This window comes from Pseudoalteromonas lipolytica, from assembly GCF_001306915.1.
Taxonomy (GTDB): domain Bacteria; phylum Pseudomonadota; class Gammaproteobacteria; order Enterobacterales; family Alteromonadaceae; genus Pseudoalteromonas; species Pseudoalteromonas simplex.
In genome coordinates, this window is record NZ_LJTC01000008.1 from 145,038 (window position 1) to 167,784 (window position 22,747).

At 41.8% G+C, this 22,747-nt stretch carries 17 protein-coding genes; 8 read left to right on the forward strand and 9 right to left on the reverse strand.

Translation table 11 applies throughout. The features are described 5' to 3' along the window. Positions 1-124: 124 nt before the first annotated feature. A complete protein-coding gene (locus AOG27_RS12940; protein WP_054553435.1) occupies positions 125-661 on the reverse strand; it encodes a hypothetical protein in 537 nt (178 codons plus the stop codon). Positions 662-856: 195 nt separating this feature from the next. Between AOG27_RS12940 and AOG27_RS12945 the strand changes: the two genes are divergently transcribed. After that, a complete protein-coding gene (locus AOG27_RS12945; RefSeq protein ID WP_054553436.1) occupies positions 857-1,813 on the forward strand; it encodes an ATP-grasp domain-containing protein in 957 nt (318 codons plus the stop codon). On the opposite strand, the gene AOG27_RS12950 is transcribed toward AOG27_RS12945, so the two are convergent. Genes AOG27_RS12950 through AOG27_RS12965 form a run of 4 tightly spaced genes read right to left on the reverse strand, consistent with a single transcriptional unit; the run spans position 1,810 to position 5,710 of the window. Further along, positions 1,810-3,132 carry an ATP-binding protein gene (locus tag AOG27_RS12950; protein ID WP_054553437.1) on the reverse strand — a complete coding sequence of 441 codons (1,323 nt, stop codon included), beginning with the start codon at positions 3,130-3,132 and terminating at the stop codon, positions 1,810-1,812. The genes AOG27_RS12945 and AOG27_RS12950 overlap by 4 nt on opposite strands. Continuing rightward, positions 3,132-3,815, reverse strand: a complete 684-nt coding sequence (locus AOG27_RS12955) for a response regulator transcription factor (RefSeq protein WP_054553438.1) — start codon at positions 3,813-3,815, stop codon at positions 3,132-3,134. Before AOG27_RS12955 ends, AOG27_RS12950 begins: the two co-directional genes overlap by 1 nt. Further along, positions 3,815-4,348, reverse strand: a complete 534-nt coding sequence (locus AOG27_RS12960; protein WP_054553439.1) for a hypothetical protein — start codon at positions 4,346-4,348, stop codon at positions 3,815-3,817. The genes AOG27_RS12955 and AOG27_RS12960 overlap by 1 nt, the downstream gene beginning before the upstream one ends. 57 nt (positions 4,349-4,405) lie before the next feature. After that, positions 4,406-5,710, reverse strand: coding sequence for a DUF5666 domain-containing protein (locus AOG27_RS12965; protein WP_054553440.1), 1,305 nt, complete (start codon positions 5,708-5,710; stop codon positions 4,406-4,408). A gap of 209 nt (positions 5,711-5,919) precedes the next feature. Between AOG27_RS12965 and AOG27_RS12970 the strand changes: the two genes are divergently transcribed. Continuing rightward, a complete protein-coding gene (locus tag AOG27_RS12970; RefSeq protein WP_054553441.1) occupies positions 5,920-7,068 on the forward strand; it encodes a benzoate/H(+) symporter BenE family transporter in 1,149 nt (382 codons plus the stop codon). Positions 7,069-7,128: 60 nt separating this feature from the next. Here AOG27_RS12970 and hemH read toward each other — a convergent pair whose 3' ends face one another. Both hemH and AOG27_RS12980 read right to left on the reverse strand, forming a co-directional pair. Beyond that, complete coding sequence (hemH, locus tag AOG27_RS12975) at positions 7,129-8,151, reverse strand: ferrochelatase (protein ID WP_054553442.1); 1,023 nt, start codon at positions 8,149-8,151, stop codon at positions 7,129-7,131. Positions 8,152-8,229: 78 nt separating this feature from the next. Beyond that, on the reverse strand, positions 8,230-9,537 hold the full coding sequence (locus AOG27_RS12980) for an HD domain-containing phosphohydrolase (protein WP_054553443.1): 1,308 nt from the start codon (positions 9,535-9,537) through the stop codon (positions 8,230-8,232). 95 nt (positions 9,538-9,632) lie between these two features. Here AOG27_RS12980 and AOG27_RS12985 point away from each other — a divergent pair, with 95 nt between their 5' ends. From AOG27_RS12985 to AOG27_RS12995, 3 genes are all read left to right on the forward strand, one after another. Then, the gene (locus AOG27_RS12985) at positions 9,633-10,580 is read left to right on the forward strand and encodes a sensor histidine kinase (protein ID WP_054553444.1); all 948 of its coding nucleotides are present in this window, start codon (positions 9,633-9,635) and stop codon (positions 10,578-10,580) included. Between the two features lie 80 nt (positions 10,581-10,660). Next, entirely contained in the window at positions 10,661-11,311 is a 651-nt protein-coding gene (locus AOG27_RS12990; RefSeq protein ID WP_054553445.1) for a UPF0149 family protein, read from the forward strand. A gap of 313 nt (positions 11,312-11,624) precedes the next feature. Beyond that, entirely contained in the window at positions 11,625-14,168 is a 2,544-nt protein-coding gene (locus AOG27_RS12995) for a TonB-dependent receptor plug domain-containing protein (protein WP_054553446.1), read from the forward strand. Positions 14,169-14,359: 191 nt separating this feature from the next. Here the strand turns inward: AOG27_RS12995 and AOG27_RS13000 are convergent, their stop codons facing one another. Both AOG27_RS13000 and AOG27_RS13005 read right to left on the reverse strand, forming a co-directional pair. Continuing rightward, positions 14,360-14,680 (reverse strand): hypothetical protein, encoded by a 321-nt coding sequence (locus AOG27_RS13000; protein WP_054553447.1) that lies wholly within the window; start codon positions 14,678-14,680, stop codon positions 14,360-14,362. 443 nt (positions 14,681-15,123) lie between these two features. Then, on the reverse strand, positions 15,124-17,001 hold the full coding sequence (locus AOG27_RS13005) for a monovalent cation:proton antiporter-2 (CPA2) family protein (RefSeq protein WP_054553448.1): 1,878 nt from the start codon (positions 16,999-17,001) through the stop codon (positions 15,124-15,126). A 234-nt stretch (positions 17,002-17,235) separates the two neighbouring features. Here AOG27_RS13005 and arfA point away from each other — a divergent pair, with 234 nt between their 5' ends. The 3 genes from arfA to AOG27_RS13020 all read left to right on the forward strand — a co-directional run bounded on the left by arfA (position 17,236) and on the right by AOG27_RS13020 (position 22,715). After that, positions 17,236-17,427, forward strand: a complete 192-nt coding sequence (gene arfA / locus AOG27_RS13010; RefSeq protein WP_054553449.1) for an alternative ribosome rescue factor ArfA — start codon at positions 17,236-17,238, stop codon at positions 17,425-17,427. Between the two features lie 463 nt (positions 17,428-17,890). Continuing rightward, positions 17,891-21,055, forward strand: coding sequence for a glycosyl hydrolase family 18 protein (locus AOG27_RS13015; RefSeq protein WP_054553450.1), 3,165 nt, complete (start codon positions 17,891-17,893; stop codon positions 21,053-21,055). A gap of 52 nt (positions 21,056-21,107) precedes the next feature. Continuing rightward, the gene (locus AOG27_RS13020) at positions 21,108-22,715 is read left to right on the forward strand and encodes a lytic polysaccharide monooxygenase (protein WP_054553451.1); all 1,608 of its coding nucleotides are present in this window, start codon (positions 21,108-21,110) and stop codon (positions 22,713-22,715) included. Positions 22,716-22,747 lie beyond the last annotated feature (32 nt).

Here is a 22,747-nt window from a genome sequence, read left to right on the forward strand (position 1 = left end):
GCGTGAAATTTATTTCGCGCGAAACAAGTTTCACGCCTACGAATTAATACATTAGGCACTGGGCGCTAGGATTTAGGTTCTTGGACGCGATGTCAAATCGCAGCTACAGACTCACACCCGTTACCTACAACTTCGTTACCCACCCGTACTCACCATGGCTTTGAAACTTGTAGCTTTGATTACCGGCATCAAATTGGCCTTGTAGGGTGTTTTCTGTGAGGGTCATCACGGCTTGATGACCTGTTTTAGTTTGATCATTGACCTTGCCAAATACACTTCTATCGCCATTGCTGGCTTCAATAATGTTACTAATTTCGACGGTGTAACTAAGGTATTCATCGATCACTAAAATAAAGTGATCGCCGGGTTGTAAGGTTTTTAGGGTGTCTAAATCAAATTCGCTGAATGCGGTGTTTGCTAATTGGTCAGGCAAACGGCCTTGTTTATATAGATAATCGTGCGCATGATTAGATAGCTGATTAAGCGGCGCAGTTAAGTTCACAATGGGTTGTGGGGCTATTTGGTCGGCCTGCGCTTTGTAAGAGGCAACAAACTGCTGTGTGCTTGGTTTTGTTTTAAAACCATCACTTTGAATGTGCCATTCATTCAGTGCAAATGCTGTAAGTGGCAGAATGAAGATTAATGCAAGCGTCCTGTTCACATGTTTCTCTTACGGGTTTTTATGTTAACTCATTGTTAGTTTTTACCTTAAGTTAACAACCCGGTCAATGGTTAATCACTAAGTAGTGGTTTTTATTATCGTGTCGATAAAATTAATTTGTTTTACTCGGCTTTGAATGCTCAGCATAATCCGCGTTTTTTTGTCACCGAAACTCAAAGACCAGAGGTACCAAGCATGCGCGGGTGGATCATTTATAAAGATAGCCAAGGCTTGTTAAAACAAGAAACCTATGAAGTAAAACGTTTACTTGCTGCAGCCGAAGAAGAGGGCATAGATTTACAAGTTTATTCGCCTGATCAATTTGACCTGACAATTACCCGTGAAGACGGTAAAAGTATTTTAATTGATGGTAAGTCAGTTGAGCTCCCCGATTTTGTTATCCCTCGCATGGGGGCAAGTACAACTTATTTTGCGCTAGCGATTATTCGCCACCTTGAACGTTTAGGTGTGTACTGTGTTAACAGTTCGCAATCCATCGAAACAGTAAAAGACAAATTATTTGCACAGCAAATTCTTGCAGAGTGTAATTTACCAACGCCAAATACCATGTTGGTTAAATTTCCGGTGAATATTGATTTGGTTGAAAAGCAAATTGGCTTTCCTGTGGTTATTAAAACCTTATCGGGCTCGCAGGGGAGTGGTGTATTTTTATCAAAATCAAAAGAAGAGTTTGATGACTTAATGCAGCTGATTGAGGCTGCAAATCCACAAGCAAACATCATTTTACAGCAGTTTGTTAAGTCCAGTCATGGCCGTGATTTGCGAGTACTTACTATCGGTGGTCGTGCTGTTGCATGTATGGAACGTAACTCACAGGGTAAAAACTTTAAAGCCAATGTTAGTGCAGGTGGCACAGGTAAGTCATTTCCTATTACGCCAGAAATCGAATGGCTTGCAACCCAAACAGCGAACGTACTCAACCTTGATGTAGCAGGCATCGATTTATTGTTTGATGAGCAGCACTTTAAAATTTGTGAAGCAAACTCAAGTCCAGGCTTTGAAGGCTTAGAAGGTGCGTTGGGTATTGATGTCGCTAAAGAGATTTTGCACTTTATTCGCATTCGTTTAGGTATTTTTGATAAACCCACAAAACCAGAAGCGCAAGAAAAAGCAGCTGAGAGCGCAGCTTAATCTTCGGTTATTTTTGCACAAAAGCCATTTTCTGAACTTAGAAATAAGTTGAGTGAATGGCGGTTGCAAATTGCTTGTACGGTTGCAAGGCCTAAACCAAACCCTTCTTTTTGACGCGCCGGATCGCTGCGATAAAAGCGTTTTGTGAGCTGTTGTAAATCATGTTCGTTGACACCCTTACCATTGTCGACAACTGATATACTTTTTTCAGCAATTATTATTTTAATCGTTGCGCCCTTACCAGCGTACTTTATAGCATTTTCGACTAGGTTAAAAATTGCTTGAAACAACAGGTTTCGATCACCGCTTAATTGCCAAGGTGAAGAAATAGCGACATCAATTGATTGACCGTTTTGTTCGGCACTGGGTTGTAGAATTTCACTAATATCATTGGCAAGTTGACTACTATCAATTGTTTCGAGCTGCAGCGGAAACTGTCCATGTTCTAAACGTGTGAGCTTTAGCATGGCGTCAAAGGTGTTAATGATACTATTGAGCTGTTCAAGCTCGTAGCCCATTTCTGGCAGCTTTTGTAAACGCTGCTCTAAATTAAGTTTTAATCGTGTCAGTGGGGTTTTTAGATCATGAGCGATATTATCGGTAATTCCCTGTACCAAAGCGAAATTTTCCTCTACTGCATCGAGCATTGTATTGATGTGAGCTGCTAAACGATCAAATTCATCACCTGTATCTTTATGGGATAAACGCGCGCTTAAGTTGCCATTTTGGACTTGTTCGGCTGTTGCATTGAAGTAGTTTACACGACGCAAGTGTCGACGAGAAAATAGGTAACCAAACAAGCCTGTTAACGCTATTGCTAAGATAAAAGTCCAACTAGCGATTGATTTGAAATCGATGATTAAACGTTGTAAATGCTCTGTGGCAGTGGCGAGCACGATATTGCCATAAACGGTTTTAACTTTGCCTGTTGTGAGTAGGCGTATTTGACCTCGTCCGGTATCAAGAACAGGAAAAACAACTGTTTCGGGGAGTGAGGGGATATTATCGGGTAAAAAGCTTAGCTGCTGGCTTTGTTCATAATCACTCTGCCAAAAAATTAAAATATCACCTTCGCTTCTGAAAACATCCAGCTGTTGAAAAAAGCTTTGCTTGTCAAATTCGGAGGCGAGCGCTTCGATACGTGTTTTTTCGGCATCAAGGCGCCGTTCAACTTGACGGCTTTGCTCGCCAAGTAACAGTTGGTAGATTAAAGTAATCGCAAGTAATAAAGTAACAGCGGTAATTGCTGCAAAGGCCAATGTTAAACGCCAAACTGAGCTTTTTCTTGGGTCGAACAAACGTAGGTTATTTTCGTACATTAACTCTCACTAGCTTTTAAGCGGTAGCCGACACCGCGAACTGTTTCGATTTCTAATTGCGCGGACGCTTCTGTGAGCTTTTTACGAAGCCTCGCAATATGCACGTCAATAACGTTGGTGCCAGGATCAAAATGATATTCCCATACCGATTCAAACAATAAGGTACGGGTGACTAATTTGTCTTGGTGATCTAATAAATACCTAAGCAATTTAAATTCTTTGGGCTGTAAATTAACAGTTTTAGTGTTTACTTCAACTCGTTGATTACTGTAGTCGAGCGATAAATTGGCAAGACTAATTTTAGTGCTCAGTGGGGCATGAAAGGTATGCCGTTTTATTAAGTTTTCGACTCGAATAGCTAATTCAGAAAAAGAGAAGGGTTTTGTTAGATAATCATCACCGCCGGCTTTTAAACCTGTCACTCTGTCGTCTACTTTATCTAGTGCTGATAGTATTAATACTGGCGTTGTTTTGCCGGTTGCTCTTAATGCTAACAATACCTGTAAACCATCAAGCTTAGGAAGCATACGATCTAGAATAATCGCGTCGTAATGTTCACACGTCGCTAGCATAAGCCCTTGTTGACCATCTTCTGCGCAATCTAATGTGTAGCCTTGCTCAATAAAAGCCTTGTATAAAAACTCGCGATTTTGCTGGTCGTCTTCAACTAATAATAGTTTCATTAATTGCCCCAACGAAGCAAAGGTAAGTTCTTACCCGTCTCAAGATCAATCGCTTTTTTGTGACGCCCTTTGCTGGTTACGAATGTGGCGACCATGTATGTGATACCCATGTCTTGCTCTAATTGGGCTTCAATTAGGTAGTGTGTTGGCTCACTATCTAGTTGTGTTACTAAACCATGTAATGTGTAACCTTTACGGCTCATCAAATTAGCAGCTGCTATTTCTTCTTGTTCATCAAGCTCCGGAGCTTCATACTCAAGCTCTATTACCTTTCCCGCACTGTCTAAAAGTAATTCGATAAATCGTTGTTTTTTAGCTTCATATAAAGTGACTTCGAATACGCTTTGACCATTTTCAATTTCCAGCTCAAACTCAACAATAACGGCATTTTTCGCATAGTGCTGTTCTATGTTATATAAAACTTCAGTCGGGGCGGGGGCTGTGCTTGAATCTAGCATATTAAAAATGGCTGAACTTGCAGCAAAAGCAAGGCCAGAAATTAAGCACAGGCAAGTTAAAACTAGTTTTTTCATAATATTTCGACATTAGTTTGGCTGCACGTTTAGTGCTGCCATTGTTGTATTTTGTTGTTAATCATCAAGCTTACATGCACGTACAATGTTATCTTGTACCCACTGGCATTCTAGATCAACATATTGTTCTGTAAAACTCGCTAAGCTGTTATCTTCACTGATGTAGCCGAATAAACTAGCCTGTTGCGATTCAGTTACTGTTACTATGCCTTTTAATTCAAGAGGTTCATTGCTGTTATCACGTTCGATTTCACTGACAATATAGCTCTGTCCATCAATAAGACCTTCAAGCTCTAACCATTCACCTGAAAGAGTATCTGCTGTTAACCCATCTTCAAAAACGGTTCTATTTGTGATTTTCAAGCTGATGCCATTGATAATAATGTTGCCATTGCTGTAATTGGCAAAGCCAGAAACACTAAAATTACTGCTTAAATTAGGCGAAGTGTGGCTTTTCTCCAGATCTATTTCGTGGGCTAAAAACCAATTATTAGCTTGCTGCCAGATGGCATCTACTTCTATCGTATCTCCTATGGTTAATGTAGCGCGAGTGGTATCTTCAAATTTAGTTTGATCGGTAATACTCACTTGCCATTGATTGTTCAGGGTAACCAAGGAAGCGTCATTGTTGATGAAGGTAATTGTACCAAAAAGCGCTGTATCTAGATCGTCATCAGCTGTAAAGTTATGTTCAGCGTCAACCTCTTGTGCCATTAATAAGTTACCTTCTAAGCGGCCCTCTACTTCAACGAATTGATTGTTTTCTAATGCGCCGTCGATGTCTGTCTGTTGATATTGAACAGTTAAATCACCTAGTTTAAAAGTATAAGAGGCAGTGTTTAGATCTGTTATGAAACCTTCGAGTTCTAATTCTGCGCTGTTAGATAATGGTTGTTGGTAGGTAACCGTAAATTCACTATGGCTATTGTTATAACCGCTTAATTCAACCAGGCTACCATTTGAAAGGTTTTCGGTATTTAAATTATTTAACTTGAAGCCCGCAATTGTAGCGCCTTGTTCATTGATACTAACAGGCCCTTTAAAACTTGGATCATAATCAATCTGAGTTGCTTCTTTACCATTTGTTTCAACTTCAACCATCATACCCACTTTTAGATCGCTGATTAATGCGTGGTTGTCATCCACCTCAATGTCAGCATTATTTGTGGCTATTTGATGTTGGTTAACTGTAATACTGTTACTTGATATCGCACTTACCTCACCGACTAATAAGCTTGGCAAAGTGAGAGTATTTTGTACTGGTTCCTCACTCTTACTACTACTGCCACAGCCTGAAAGTAGTGCACTGATTGTTGCTAACGAAATAATAGATAGGCGATTTTGATTGATTAGTTTTGTCATGATTGGTCCTTAAATTAGTCAGTGTTTGCAGTTTAACTAAGTAAGGATTGCTTGAAGGTGGAGAGAAAATTAAATTTTGTTAATGTTTGGCATTGCAGTAAATGCCTCTTCTGTATAGTAAATTAATCTTAAAATACTACAAAAGTGTACAGTGCCATCTGGCAAATCATAGGATATGGTAGATTTTTAATTGCAAGGAGTGTGTGTACATGAGTCAGCTCATCAGTCGAGCAACTGCGGGGTTAGTGGCCGTTATTATTGGCTTTACTAGCTCAATTGCGCTTATTTATCAGGTCGTTATGGTGTTAGGTGGCACACCTGATTTGGTTGCTAGCTGGGTATTAATGCTTGGTCTTGCTATGGGCGTCAGCTCAATTGCGTTGTCTTACTACTACAAGGTGCCTATTCTTATCGCGTGGTCAACAACCGGAGCGGCACTCCTTATTTCAAGTGCCCAAGGCTATAGCTTAAATCAAGCTGTTGGCGCGTTTATGTTCTCCGCTGCGCTGGTGTTTTTGTCTGGCATTACTGGCGTGTTCGAAAAAATGATGAATAAGATCCCAAGTCAACTGGCCTGTGCAATGCTTGCAGGCGTGTTGGTGAATTTTGGTATTGATGTGTTCAACTTTATGAACGAGCTGCCTTTAGTGATTGGGTTAATGGTGGCTGTTTATTTATGTGGAAAACGTTACTTTCCACGCTTTGCTATGCTCGCAGTGGTTGTGGCGGGATTTTTAATAGCAGGTGTAACTGGGCAAATTGATACCTCTAGCTGGCAGTGGAAAATGAGCGAGTTTGCTTACATTGCACCTGAGTTTGATTTAAACGCCATGATAAGTGTTGGTTTACCGCTGTTTATTGTGACTATGACGTCGCAAAACTTACCGGGTATTGCTGTATTAAAAGCGCATCACTATAAAGCCCCTGTGTCGGCAGCGTTAAATGTAACCGGGCTATTAAATGTATTTATTGCACCATTTGGTGGCTATGCCATTAATCTAGCGGCTATCACCGCTGCCATTTGTATGAGCCCTGAGGCTGATAAAGATCCAAGAAAACGTTATTGGGCAAGCATTGCTGGTGGGGTGTTTTACATTATTATGGCGCTACTCGCGGCAACCTTGGTTGGTTTGGTAGCAAGCTTGCCACAGGCATTGATTTTGGCGTTGGCGGGTATCGCACTATTTGCCACTATTGCCAGTAGCTTACAGCAAGCTTTAACTGAGGCGTATTATACCGAAGCCGCTATCGTGACCTTTTTGGTCACAGCGTCTAATCTAACTTTGTTCTCGGTTGGTTCTGCATTTTGGGGAATTGTTGCAGGTACGGTGACTTTGGTTATGACACGCAAAGATTAGTGACACGCTTCAATAATAAAAAAGGCCCTAGTTACTGTATATAATAGCTAGGGCCTTTTGTTATTTAAGTAGTGGTTTTATCACTTCAAACATTGCATTGATATGGTCATCGCGGGTATTCAATGCTGGAATGTAGCGGTACTTTTCACCGCCTGCATGCTCAAAGTTTTCGCGGTTTTCGCCTTCGAGCTCTTCTAGTGTCTCTAAACAGTCGGCACTAAACGCAGGGCTTAAAATTGCAACGTCTTTAATGCCTTCAGCAGGGTAGCTTTCAAGGGTTGCGTCTGTGTATGGCTTCAACCATTCAGCTTTACCAAAACGGCTTTGAAAGGTTGTTACAGCAAAGTCTTTTTCAAAGCCAAGTTTCTCAGCCACTAAACGGGTGGTTTGCATACAAAAACAGTAGTAAGGGTCGCCGTTTTCTAAAAACAGTTTAGGTGTACCATGGTACGAAAACACCAACTTTTGTGGCGTGCCATGGGCATTTAGATCTTCGCTAATGCTAGCGGCTAGAGCATCAATGTAAGTCGGGTTGTCGTGATAACCATTAATAAAATGTAGCTCTGGCACCCAGCGCCACTTGCGAAGCACATTTGATACTGCATCAAATGTTGAGCCAATGGTCGTGCTTGAATATTGTGGGTACATAGGCAGCACAATCACGCGAGTGATACCTTTTTCGCGCAGCTCTTCAAGGCCTGCTTCAATTGAAGGGTTACCGTAGCGCATGGCCATAACTACTTCGGTGTCGTGGTGTCCTTTGTCTTTTAAAAGGGCTGCTAACTTTTTGCTTTGCTCTCGGGTAATATGAGTAAGCGGTGAGCCGTTTTCAGTCCAGATACTTTTATAAAGTGCTGCTGAACGTTTTGGGCGTAACGTAAGTACAAAGCAATAAAGGATGATCATCCAAATGAAACGCGGGATCTCGACAATTCGTGGGTCTGATAAAAACTCGCGTAAATATGTTCTAAGTGCCGCGGTAGTAGGGGCGTCTGGGCTCCCTAAGTTGGTCAGTAAAATGCCCGTTTTTTTGTTGAATCGGCCGTCGTGCGGCTTATCGGTAATGGCGGAAAATCGCGACACTGAGTGCTCCTGTATGAAGTAATCGTAATATAAATCACATTGTAACGAAGTAAGCTGACTATGTGATCACTTTATTCGCTAATTTTTGATCATGATCCTGAAAGGGTTCGGTTTTTTCGATTCTAGTTGTTGCAGTTTATTAATCGATTTAGGGCCAAATACATGCCCTTTTGGCAACAGTAAAATACCGTCGTAATTTCTGAGCGCGTGACCAAGCACCATGCCATTTTTAAGGTTTTGTGCTGAAAGAATTTTCATAGTGCCAACATTTTGGACACTCGCACAGTTAATTTCTAAGCTATTAAATATTTCTAAAATTTTTGGGTGATAGTATGTTCCGCTATAGAGCTGTAATTGATCGCGAGCCCTTTCAAAATTACTACTCTCTGAGCTTGAAAGTTGTGCAACGGCTTGCCAAAAATCACGGGCTACAGCTAATATCATCGCGGCTTTTGGAATCTCATTCCCTTTTAACCCTTTCGGTTTTCCTGTCCCATTATAGTGTTCAAATTGGTAATAAATTGCTTCAGATACATCACTTAAGTGAGGCGCAGGCATGAGCATTAATTGTGCTGTGCTTGGGTGCGTATAAAATAGTTTTCGTTGTGTTTCAGTGAGCTCTCTAGTTGGTTTTTTATAAAGCTCTGGCTCCATTGCAAGTAGACCTATTTGTGATAAGTATCCTGCAATTTCTGTCATTTCTATAAGTTGATTGTCTAGACCAAGGCGCGTGGCTAGTTGTTTACAGGTAGCAGCAATATTTTGAGCTTGTGTTCCATCTAGGTAAGGGTTGGCATTTATAAAGTTATATAAAATCTCAAAAGTAGCGCGATGCTCATGCTTCTCTCGTTCATTTACTGTTTCAAGTTGTTTTAATACTTTACGGATTTGTTGTGTGCGCTTTTCTACCATTTGCTCAAGGTTGTTGTTTAACTCTTTTAGTTGGCTGTTTTGCGCTTTAATTTTTTGCTCTAACTGTTGATTCTGGCGTTTCAAAGATGTTTTTTCTATCGCATCATTTATATTGCTTAGTAGTAATTCGTTTTGCCATGGTTTTTGTATGTAAGTATGAATTTTACCGATATTGACTGCAGCAATCGTGTTTTCTATATCTGAGTAACCGGTTAGCAAAATGCGCTGTGGTTCAGGAGCAATGGTGAGTGCCTGTGCGAAAAACTCAGCCCCATTCATGCTTGGCATACGCATGTCGCAGATAATTACATCAAAACTATAATTAGCTAGAGTTTTAAGTCCATCTTTGGGATCTGAGCAGGCTTTTACGGTGATATTGTTAGCTGATAATAACCGCAAAAGAGTTCGCAGCACTATTTCATCATCATCAATGCATAAAACCTGAATATGTTGTTTGCTAATTTGCTCTGCCATGCCATTTTACTATGAATCATCGTTAATCAATAACATAGCCTTAAATTAAGCCTTGTGCTAGGTTTTAAAAGAGACAAACACAGTTTGAGATTAAAATGGATGATTTTAAACAAGCATATTTATTAGAGAAAGCGGCCAGAGAAGAGGCCGAACAATTGCTTGCCGATAAAAGCCGGATTCTGGTAGCTGTTAATAGTGAGCTTGAACAAAAAGTTGCTGATTTAGAGCATCATCAAGCTATGTTTATTCAAGCTGAAAAAATGGCAACTTTAGGCACATTGTGTGCTGGAGTCGCACATGAAATTAATAACCCGCTTGCTTATAGTATGAGTAACCTTGATAGTTTGAAAAGCTACTGTGGTTTCTTCAGCAAGCTACTGAAATTATGCAGCGAGTTTAGTGAAAATCACATAGACAAAGAGGCTTTTCATCAACAGCTGGTGGATCTAAACCAAGTACACTCTTTTGCGTTTGTTGCTGATGATTTACCTGATTTAATTGATGATACAGAACAAGGTTTGCAACGGATTAGTAAAATAGTGTCGAACTTGTTGAATTTTTCTCGCCCTAAAAGTCAGGATATGCAGTTTGCTGATATGACAGATGCAGTGACAAGTGCGGTGAAACTTCTTACTAATCAATTAAGAAATTGTCATTTGCAATCGCAATATAGCCCAATATCTCAAAGCTGGTGTAATCTAGCTGCTATTAGCCAAGTAATTGTTAACCTTTTAATTAATGCTAAACAAGCTTGCGATAATCAAGACTCTCAAACAAAAATTACTATCAATGTTTATGAGCTAGAGCAACACATATATATCGACATTGAAGATAATGGCATTGGTATGTCAGCAGAGACCATCGCTAAAATATATGATCCTTTTTTCACTACTAAACCAGTAGGAGAAGGTACCGGCATGGGTATGACGATGGTGTATGCTATTGTGCATGAACATAAAGGTCGAATTGATATTCAAAGCTCGCAAGGAATTGGCACAAGAATGAGTTGCGTATTTCCTGTTTTGAGTCAGGTAACTAGTTGACAATATTTCAGTTGTTGCAAAAATTTGTGGATTCGCTAGTGTAGAACTAAACCCATTTAAAATTATTGAAAAGGCACGTTATGCTCAATCAACAAAGTTCAGATGTTTTTAACAACTATCTCGCCAGTCAAAGTACAACGAATCAAGTGAGTTTGGATCAAGTGCTTGGCTATATGTCTGGTTTGTTAGCCTGTTCAGAGTTTTTTGGAGAGTCAGAGCTTGCCAATTACATTGCTGATAATGATGAAGCGGTATTCAACACCTTAATGACGGATTCTGAGCCACGCGATGCAATGATTGAGCTGCTCGATAATGTGACCGAAGCACAAGTTGAACAAAAGAAGATTTTAGCCGAATTATATCCAAATGAAGTAAACAGCAATGAGCCAAGCCAAGCACTGCAAGATTTTTGTAGCGGCTATATTGCAGCTTATATCGTGAATCAAGAAATTTGGCACAGCGATTTACAATTTTTACTGCAAGCGGATGGTCAACAAGAAAATGAAAGCGAAGATGGTCAATTGTTTATTGATAATTTTGAAGCAACTCTCGATTTGCTTACAACCTTTGCAATGTGGGATCAGGCGCTAGCAAACCACCCTGAACCAGATAAACTAGGCGAAGGGTTTGTGACCTTCTTTAACGCACTAGACGAGAGTTTATCTGAAATTGCCACTATGGCGTTAATGCTTGAAGATGAAAAGCTGGCAATGTTGGAACAAGATAAGTAAATACTCCTCACCTCAGTAGAAATAAGCTGATAGTTGCATTATTTTGCTTATTTCTGCTGTAAAGTGAATAATTCCCACCACTGAAACTCTATTAATACTATAAATAGAAATATTTATACCTAAGTAGTACCTCTTTTTTCTTTCATTTTGTGGATTTGTTGATAGGATGTTTTGTAAAGGTTAACTCGCAGGCTTGAGTTAGCTTTCAAATTTGTGATTTTAAAATCAATAATACGTGCTTAGTGCTTTTCTAAATTTCTCCAAAAGGGGCGTCTTTTGTTTTAAGGAAAGCCAGAATATCAACAGGATACACATGACAACACATTCTTTAAGTATGCTGGCCGTTGCGGTCAGTGTGGCTGTTTCTGCGACTTCAGTGCAGGCAGCTGAGCAAGCACCTGCTGCCAAAGCAGATAAAAACATCGAACAAATCTCTGTATTAGGCTCACGGGTTGCTAATCGTACGGCTACCGAATCAACATCACCCGTTGATTTAATTGATGCAGATGACCTAAACAAAGGTGGTTTTACTGAGCTCGGCCAAAGTCTGCAAGCGACGGCTCCTTCATTTAACTTTTCACGCACGCAAGTGTCAGATGGCTCTGACTTATTTAGACCAGCGACTCTTCGTGGTTTACAGCCTGACCAAACGTTAGTGCTTATCAATGGTAAGCGCCGTCATAACCAATCTATTTTTGGCTTAAATGGTACTGTAGGTGCCGGTGCTGCAGGTACCGATATGAACGCGATTCCGCTTACCGCTTTAAAAGGCGTTGAAGTACTTCGTGATGGTGCTGCGGCGCAATATGGCTCAGATGCGATTGCTGGTGTTATCAACTTATCGTTAAACGATTCAACCGGTGTTACAACGGGTTATGTGCAAGCAGGTAGCACAGGTGAAGGCGATGGTGACACTATTTCAATGGGTTTAAACCGGGGTTTTGATTTAGGTGATGAAGGCGGCTTCATTAACTTTTCTTTAGAATACCGTGATGCTGATGGCACCAACCGCGCAGAGCGTGATACTGGTGGCTCAGTTGATGTACCAGCAGGTACGCTATCTGACGAGGTTCGTTGGGGGCAAGGTAACGCTGATAGCGAATTTACGTCTGTGTTTTATAACATGGCGTTACCATTCGGTGAGACTGAGCTTTACTCATTTGGCGGATACTCAAACCGTACTGCGCTAGGTAATGGTTTTTATCGTAACTTTGACCAAGCAGCGAAGAACGTGGTGCAAGTATATGGCGATGGCTTTTTACCTCGTATCGATAACGAAGCTGAAGATATTTCGTTTTCACTTGGTTTACGCGGTGAGTTAAATCCAGATTGGAGCTATGACGTATCTGCCGTATATGGTGAAAACAGTTATGATTTCACGTCAAAAAACACCCTAAATGCGTCGTATGCTGCTGAATATGTTGCGAATAACCCTGATGCAAGCGATGCTGATATTGTTGCAAATGCAGGCCCTAATGGTGGCTACTCAGGTGGCTTTAGGTTTGATCAAACAACAGTAAATACAGACCTGAATGGTATTGTTGATATTGGCCGTAGTGAGCCTTTATATGTATCAGTGGGTGCTGAATACCGTAAAGAGAATTATGAAATCGTGCCGGGCGAAGAAGCGTCTTATGCGTGTGGTTTAGCTAATTCAGATACCTCATACCCTGCGGTAAACGACAGCAGCGTATTTGCTGAGTGTGGTTTCCAAGCTTATAACGGTTTACGCCCTGAAGCGTCAAACAAAGAGAGCCGTCACAGCTATGCATTTTATATAAATGCCGAAACGCTGATAACGGACGCATGGCAAGTAAGTACAGCGCTTCGTTATGAAGACTTCTCTGATGCCGGTGATGACATCATTGGTAAGCTAGCTACGCGCTATGAAATTACCGATGACTTTGCCGTGCGTGGTGCGATTTCGTCTGGCTTTAGAGCGCCATCATTGCAACAAAGTGCGTACACTGCTTACACTACAAACCTAGGTGCTGGTGGTGTGTTATTGCAGTCATTCACAGCAACTGCGGGCTCTGATTTCCCATCAGCACTTGGCGTTGATAGTCTAGGCCTTGAAAGCTCTGAAAACTTAAGTGCGGGTTTTGTTTATAACGTAACCAGCGATTTATCATTAACTGTTGATTTTTATCATGTAGAGATCAAAGACAGAATTACCCTTGGCAGCTTAATGTCGGCGGACGATGTGGCATTTAGTGCCGAGGCTGTGGCTGCGCTTAATGCAACAGGGGCACAGCAAGCCAACTACTTCTCAAACTCAGTTGATTCAACCACTAAAGGGGTTGATATTATTGCTTCGTACCGCACCGATTTATACGACGGTAATTTCTCAGCAACCTTCGCGGGTAACATTAACGAAACTGAAATTGATGATGTAAATGCACCAGAGGGTATTCCTGAATCAATCGCCCTTGATGATTTACAACGTAGTTTCTTAACCGACGGTCAACCAGGTGAGCGTGCAACGCTAACGTTTGAATACGATCGTGGCGATTTCAACAGCATGCTACGCTTTAATTACTATGGTGAAACAGACGTTAAATACTTTGGTAATGACCACATTGGTTTGCCTGATGAGCTATCACCTACCGGTGAGTTTAAAGACACAAGCACGGTAGAATCGGCGGTATTAGTGGATGTTAATGTGGGCTATCAGCTAACTGACGAACTCATGCTATCGGCGGGTATTGATAATATCTTTGATGTAACGCCAGACGAACTAGGCGAAGATGAAGCGCTTGATTTTATTACAAATAAAGCATTCAAATACCCTGTTCGTGCACTACCTTATGGTTTTGATGGTATGACCTACTACGCAAAATTAAGTTTTAGTTTTTAATTCCTAAGTTGATATGAAACTTAAATAGCGCCTTACGGCGCTATTTTTTTGCTTAATTGTAGTGTCCGACATTTGTCTTTAATTAGAGAGTTGCAAGGGGAAAGTTTGCGAGTTTCGAGATACTAGATGCGAGTCTGTAGCAGCGATTTCATATCGCGTTTTATTTCGCTTTTTTGAGTTTTCATCTGCATTTAAGCACTCCAGAATCTATTTAGTAGAATGCTTCCAAATAACAAAATCCAACCTGCAACTATAATTGTGTAGTAGACAGTCGAATTAATTATTGGCTCTAAAGTGAAGCGTGGTGAAAATAATTTTTTTACCGGTTTAAAGAATAGCTTTGGGTTTAAGCTACCCGCTAAAATTATAAGTGAAATTGCTAGACAACTAATGAACTCTAACCAGTCTAGGCCTTGTAATATAAGCGAATAAACACCGACAGTTAAATTAATAATTGCTGCCAATCCGAACAAAATTGATAGCAGCTTTTCCTTTTTATTAAGCCTTTCCATGCTGTAATACTCCTTATTACATTATTTAATATCTTCACATTCAGGTAAGTTACGAGAAACGAACTTGTAGCTGCGATTTTAATCTCGCACCTTATAATTCGCATCCATCACCAATGTCGCGGCATAAAGCCGCTGCTACGTAGGCGTAAGCTTGTATGGCGCGCGAAATAAATTTCACGCCTACGTCTAGTTGTTTTACATAGGTGTGGTGTTTGAGAGTTCATGGCTGAAGCCATTCCTACGAACGACATCAAATTTGTAGCAGCGATTTCATATCGCGTTTTATCCTATTCAATGCGCAGCCTCTTTGAGAGTTTTTGTTTTCTCTGTGTACCGCGAAGCGCCTCTTTGTTGTCTGTGATTAAAATTATTTTCACAAAGAGAAGTTTATGAGAAGAAAAAGAGGAAGTGAAAACACCTCCTCCATAATTGTAATATTTTTGCTATTTCGAACCATTAACCACTCGGTCGCAAATCTCGCGCATTTGTTGTTTTATTTCGGGTTCTTTTTCATCGAATATCTTGTTGATCCGCTCGATATAGGCATGGTTTTCTTCGAATGGCACGCCGATTTCGTAGACATCGGCGGCTTCGCGTAGCATTTCTTTATCGAACTCACTGAAAATATCGACCATCTCTTGGGCTTTCTCTTGCTCAATACCGAGTGCTTCAAAAGCTGAGCGGCCCATACGCATGGTACTGTCGTATGTTTCGCGAATAATATCTCGACAACCGTAAGCCCATAAATCGTATACATGATGGCGGTCTACAGCGCGGGCAACCACATGTAAATGCGGGTAATTTTGCATCGCATAACGAACTAATTTAGTGATTTGTTCGGCATCATCAAGCGCAACAACCAGCAGTTTTGCATCTTCAATGCCTGCAGCACTGAGTAAGTCTGGTCGAGTTGCATCACCAAAGAAATTACGAATACCAACACGCTCTAAGGCTTCGAGTTGCTTGTAGTTGTAATCAATCACAGTCGTTTTATAGCCGCCAGCTTGTAAAATACGGTCAACCAGCCCACCCATTCTGCCTGAGCCTGCAATGATCACATGGCTATCATCGGGAAACTCGTCTGTTTCTTTTCCTGGTTGCTCACAAATGAAACGGGGTGCTATCACACGCTGATAAAGGATATATAACCCAGGTGAAAGTAGCATGGATAAAGTAACAACCAGTAAAAGTTGGTCGGCGATGTTGTCTGCCAATACATTATTAGAGACACTGTAAGCAAGTAGTACAAAACCAAACTCACCAGCTTGAGCAAGCCCCAGTGCTAGCAACCAGAGTGCGGCGCCTCTAAGACCAAAAATACGACCTAAAATAAGCAGTACAGCTGTTTTTGTTACAATCAATGCACTGGTTAAGAGCACAATGGTAGCTAGGTTATCTGCGAGTAATTGAAAATTGATACTAGCGCCAACGGTGATAAAGAATAATCCTAGCAACAGCCCTTTAAAGGGATCGATATTACTTTCGAGTTCGTGTTTATAAGGTGAATTTGCAAGCACAACACCCGCTAAAAAAGTACCAAGTGCAGGTGATAAGCCTACTAACGACATCATCAAAGCGATACCAATAACAAAGAATAGGGCTGTTGCAGTAAATAATTCGCGAAGCCGTGCTTGTGCTACAAATCTAAAAATGGGTGCGGTTAAGTAGTTACCACCAAAAACAACGAGCGCTATCATACCTAAAGTAACCAGCGCTGCTTGCCAGCTCTCAAGACCCGCCACCAAGCTTAAACTAGCATGAGTGTCTTCACTTGTATGAGCTGTATCTGCAATGGCTGGCGCTAATTCAGGTAAAGCAAGCAAGGGAATAAACGCAAGCATAGGAATAACGGCTATGTCTTGAGTAAGTAAAACGCTAAATGAGGCTTGACCACCATCTGACTTTAATAGCCCGCGCTCTGAAAGCGTTTGCAGCACAATCGCGGTCGATGAAAGTGATAAAATTAAGCCTATTGTAAGTGCAGTTTGCCAAGCATGACCAAATGCTAAACCAATACCCGTAAAGGCGGCAGCTGATAAAACTACCTGTCCGCCACCAAGGCCAATAAGCTGTTTTCGCATTGACCAAAGCGCTTTGGGTTCAAGCTCTAAGCCAACAATGAACAGCATCATTACCACACCAAATTCAGCAAAATGCTGGATGGCAATCACATCAACATTTAAAAATGTCAGTGTTGGCCCAATAACAATACCAGCGAGTAAGTAGCCAAGTACTGAGCCTAACCCCAGTTTGCTGGCAATAGGCACGGCAATAATGCCTGCAATAAGGAAAATATAGGCGATTAAGAGAAAGTCAGTCATCGTAATCCTGTTTGTTTTTAATTAACTATGGATGGTTTCGCTAGTTTTGCCAGTAGTTAGGTAGTGAATGCAATCAAAAAGCGAATTTAGTCAGTAAAATGACAACAAGGAATGGTGTTTAGTCAAAACGAGTAAGACAAAATAAGGGGTAAAAAATCATCGTTTTTTTATTAAAAATACTTGCGTAGCGCTAGGCTAGGTATATACTCGCAGCACGTTTAATAGGAGTAAAAAATGAGCAAAAAGAAACAACGCGCGCAAGGCCAAGTTGATACTGGTCGTGGTGTAATCAACGACAATGTGTACGCCGCAATGGTGACATCTAAGCTGTTCACAGCAAAAGTAGAGAAACCTAAAAAAGGTAAAGGTGCATATCAACGTAAGGCTAAACATGCAGGACGAGAGTCCTATTTAATCGCTGCTTAATTAAGTTGTGATCAAATAGGATTTTTGTGAAAAGCAAACACTGAGTGTTTGCTTTTTTTATGACTAAAATTCGTGTTAAGAATAAATTTCCCCCAATTTTGATAGAAATTTTTACCTAAAAACTAATTTATTCGTTATATACCCAGAATCGATACGGTAATTATTTTTGTTTTACCTCACATAACCTCTGACTATTTTGTGCGCAAACCAGATAAACCGTACTTTTGCGGTTAAAATATTGTTAATTTTATGTTCATTTTTACACTGTAGAATCATCCTCGTTTTTGCTTTTCAATAAAAATAATTAATTCTTTTTTAGTGTTTATATTTAAATTTTGCATCAAAAAGTGTGTTTATTTTACCCTTTATAGGTAAATGCAAACTTGACGTAATAGCACTTTGTGTTACTTTAAAGTTGGATTTGTAAAATAAATGTTATTAAAACTTTGGGCGGAGGGAGCGAATGAGCTCGCATAAATTAATAAAAAATGCCTTTAAACTGAGTGCGCTGTCACTAGGTTTATACGGCTTTACAGCACAGGCTGCGATTGATTGCAGCAACTTAGAAGTGTGGCAACAAGGGCAAACTCATGTTGGTGGTGATCAGGTTCAAGCACAAGGTAGCGCTTATGAAGCCAAGTGGTGGACGCAAACTAACCCTGTGGAGACTTCTGGTGTCGATCAAGAGTGGCGTTTATTGGGTGTTTGTGACAGCGTTGTCAATGAGAATCAAGCACCTCAAATTAGCAGCTTAACACCCGCAGAGGGTTCTTTATTTACCACAAGTGACAGCGTTGTCATAAGTGCGATTGCCGCTGATCCTGATGGTAGCGTGGCAAGTGTTGAGTTTTTTGTTGATGGAACATCGCTGGGTGTTGTGACAAGCACACCTTACTCTGCGAGCTGGCAAGCAACCCAAGGCAGCCATGTGATCAGTGCGGTCGCAACGGATGATTTAGGGCTAACCTCTACAGCGGTTGCACATTCAGTGAGTGTGTCTGATGACGTTGAGCCGGATAACCAAGCGCCAGTGGCAAGCATTGAATTTAGCTCACTGCCATCACAAGTAACGGTGGGTGACAGTGTGGTGTTTGCGCTTTCTGGCACTGATAGCGATGGCCAAGTGACTGCGTTATCGTTAACTGAAAACAGCACTGAAGTTCATCAAGCAAGTGCTGCTTCTTCAAGTTACACGTGGCAGGCTCCAGCACTTGGGCAATTTTCATTTACCTTAACGGTGACCGATAACGAAGGCGCGACGGATACACAAAGCAAAGTTGTGAATGTTGTTGAAGCAACAGAGCCAGGTACAGATTGTAAACCACAAGGCTTATACCAAACACCGGGTGTCAATACCCCATACTGTAGCGTGTATGATGCAAATGGCCGCGAGAAAATGGGCCCAGATCATCCACGCCGCGTTATTGGTTATTTTACGAGTTGGCGAAATGGTGCCAATGGTCAGCCAAGCTACTTAGTTAACGATATTCCTTGGGACAAGATCACCCATATTAACTATGCCTTTGCGCATGTTGATGGTAATAACAAGGTCTCGATTGGTGATCCAAATGCAGCTGGCAACCCAGCGACAAACATGACTTGGCCGGGCGTTACAGGCGCTGAAATGGATCCAAGCTTTAGTTACACAGGTCACTTTAACTTACTCAATAAATTCAAAAAACAACACCCAGATGTAAAAACCTTAATCTCTGTAGGTGGCTGGGCTGAAACAGGTGGTTATTTTGGTGAAGACGGTACTCGCGTAAACAGCGGTGGTTTCTACACGATGACAACCAATGCCGATGGCTCAGTGAACCAAGCGGGGATTGATGCCTTTGCGAAAAGTGCCGTTGAGTTTATTGAAACCTACGGTTTTGATGGTGTCGATATTGATTACGAATACCCATCGTCAATGAATGACTCAGGCCACCCTGATGATTTTCCTATCTCTAATGCTCGTCGCGCAGGTCTTAACGCCTCGTATCGTGTATTGATGCAAAAACTACGTGAAGAGCTTGATATTGCAGGTGAAAAGGCAGGTAAACATTACTTACTAACGATTGCTTCGCCATCTTCAGGTTACTTATTACGTGGCATGGAAACATTCCAAAGCGTGAAGTATCTCGACTACGTTAACATTATGTCTTATGACTTACATGGTGCATGGAATTCACATGTAGGCCATAACGCAGCCTTGTTTGATACCGGTCTTGATTCTGAATTAGCGCAATGGGGCGTTTATACCACCGCTGAGTTTGAAGGTATTGGCTACTTAAATACGGATTGGGCTGTGCGTTACTTCCGCGGTGCGGTCTCTGCAGGTCGAATCAATATTGGTATTCCATATTATACCCGTGGCTTTAAAGATGTATCCGGTGGTACTAATGGTTTATGGGGCCAAGCAGCGCTACCAGATCAATCAAAATGTGCGAAAGGGACTGGCGTTGGTGAGAAAAATCAATGCGGTAATGGCGCACTCGGCATTGATAACCTATGGCACGATAAGAACGATGTTGGTGAAGAAATGCCAGCAGGTTCTAACCCACTATGGCATGCGAAAAATCTTGAAAATGGCATTAACCCTTCTTACCTTGAAATCTATGGTCTAACGCCAGAAACCGATGCAGATGATGTATTAACGGGTACTTATACACGTTTTTACGATGATGTAGCGGTTGCTCCATGGCTTTGGAATGCAGAGAAAAAGGTATTCTTATCAATTGAAGATGAGCAATCAATGGCAACCAAAGTTGATTATGTTATCAACAATGGCCTTGGCGGCATCATGTTCTGGGAGCTTGCCGGTGACTATGATTATGACTCAGCGAAAGGTGAGTACTTCATGGGCTCAAGCTTAACCACACTTGCTTACGATAAATTTAACCAAAGTGGTGTGGCTTACAACACTCATCAAGGCAATGTCGATTTTACCCTGCCAAGCGAGGCGGTTGACGTAAGCTTTACAGTGAAAGACTTCCCAATTGGTGATGATAACTACCCAATTTCACCTACATTCGCATTCACGAATAACTCAGATATCGACTTAAGCGGCGCGAAAATCAGCTTTGATGTGCCCGTTTCTACCTCGGCAATTTTCAAATCAAATTGGAATGCACAAGAAAAGCTCGGCATGGCTGTTGAAGCGAATGGCTCTAATGCGGCTGGCGATAATATCGGCGGCTTTGAAAATGAGTTCCATCGTTTTTCAATCACCTTAGTGAATGAGTGGGGCGGTATCGAAAAGTCATTTAACACAGGTGAAACCGTTGAGGCGCAAGTTATGTACTACATGCCAATTACGGGGCCAACTAACTTCACCATTGAGAAAAATGGCAAAACCTATGCCTTCAAATACGAATACCCAATGCTACCAGATGGCACAGCTGGCAGTGGTGATACTGGCGGTGACACCGGTGGTGATACGGGTGGCGAGGGAAGTTGTAATGGTGTTGATGTAGCAAGTATCCCTGTGTATCCAAATTGGCCGCAAACTGATTGGGCTGGTAATCCAAGCCATGCTGTTGGCGGCGACCTAATGAATCACAACAACGTGATTTACGAAGCAAAGTGGTGGACGAGCACAGAGCCAGGCACATCTGCTGACTGGACGGTGAGTTGCACGCTTTAACCAACTAAGCGGAGCAAGCACTTTGCTCCGCATTTCTACAGCGAGAACAACAATGAAAGTAATGAAATCAAAGGCATTGTCTTTATCGGCAGTGGCAACCAGTATGCTGCTTGCCTGTGCATCAAGCCATGTGAATGCCCACGGATTTTTAGAAAGCCCGAAGGCTCGTCAAGCGATATGTAATGCTGATGGTGGGTACTGGTGGCCTGCTGATGGCAGTGGTATTCCTAACCTAGCTTGTCGTGCAGCGTTTGTTGAAGCAGGGCATGTACAGTTTGTTCAAGACATTGAATTTTCAGCTAATACCATTGATTACACAAGCCTTGATGCAGTAAAGCAAAGCGTGCCTGATGGCCGATTATGTGCCGCAGGCGACCCTGAAAAACGCGGTATGGATTTACCTTCAGCGCATTGGCAACGCAGTGAGGTTATTCCTAATGCGAATGGCGATATTTTAGTGCGTTTTTTAGCAAGTACGCCGCATAACCCGAGTTTCTGGCAGTTTTATTTAACAAAACCGGGCTTTGATAGTGCGACTCAAGTGCTTACTTGGGACGACCTAGAGCTTGTTGAAGAGTACGGTAATCTTGATTTTAGCATTGATGCTAACAACGGCCGTTACTATGAAATGAGCGTATCTATTCCACAAGGGCGCAGTGGCGATGCCATTTTATACACGCGTTGGCAACGAGATGATGCCGGTGGCGAAGGCTTCTACAACTGTAGCGATATTAATATTGTCAGCGATGCGACCCCGACAGAGCCAACCGATTGGGCAGCAATTAGCTACTTTGTTCGTCAAGGACAAGACGCTGAGGTTGGCGGTAGAGTGTCAGCGAGGTTATTTGATGAAAATGGCCAAGAGTTACTCACTCAACAAATGCAGATCACAGCTGATAACCAAGCTAATTGGCAGGCTGAATTTGCAGCACTGTTAAACCTTAATTACGCGCACTTAGTTAATATTGGCGTGCAAAATAGCGCTGGAGATATTGCCTTTGATGCGTCTGATTTAATGACTAATCAGGTCTTTACAACGAATGCAAATTACAGCTTTGCACTAAGCGTACAAGCGGCTCCTGACAATACCGCGCCAATTATTCATCAACCAGATGACCTTCAAGTCGAAGAAGAAAGCAGCACCGCGATACACCTACACGCCTTTGATGATCAACAAAGCACATTAACTTATAGCTGGGATGTACCTGCACCACTGAGCTTTACGGGTAGCGATGCCAACATCACGCTAAATGCCCCCTCTGTAGATGCTGATACAAGCTACACCGTAAGAGTATCGGTGTCAGATGGCGAGCTCACAAGCCAAGTAAGTTTTACCGTGACTGTGCTCAATAGCACTGTGGTCGACCCTGACCCTGTTGATCCGAGCGTGCCTGCTTGGAATAGCACAAGCCAATACAACACGGGCGATAAAGTGAGTTTTAACGGCGGAGTTTACAGTGCGAAATGGTGGAACCAAGGCGCACAACCAGACAGTAGTGATGCATGGCAGCTTGAATCAGGCAGTGCATCAATCGAGTGGAACAGCGGCAAAGCCTATCAAGGCGGCGACGAAGTAACCTATCAAGGACAGCGCTATCGAGCGCAGTGGTGGACCCAAGGAGATGTACCGGGTGCCAGCCAAGTATGGACAGAAATCTAAAGTTTTGTAGTTCAAACTTTATCAATAACAGC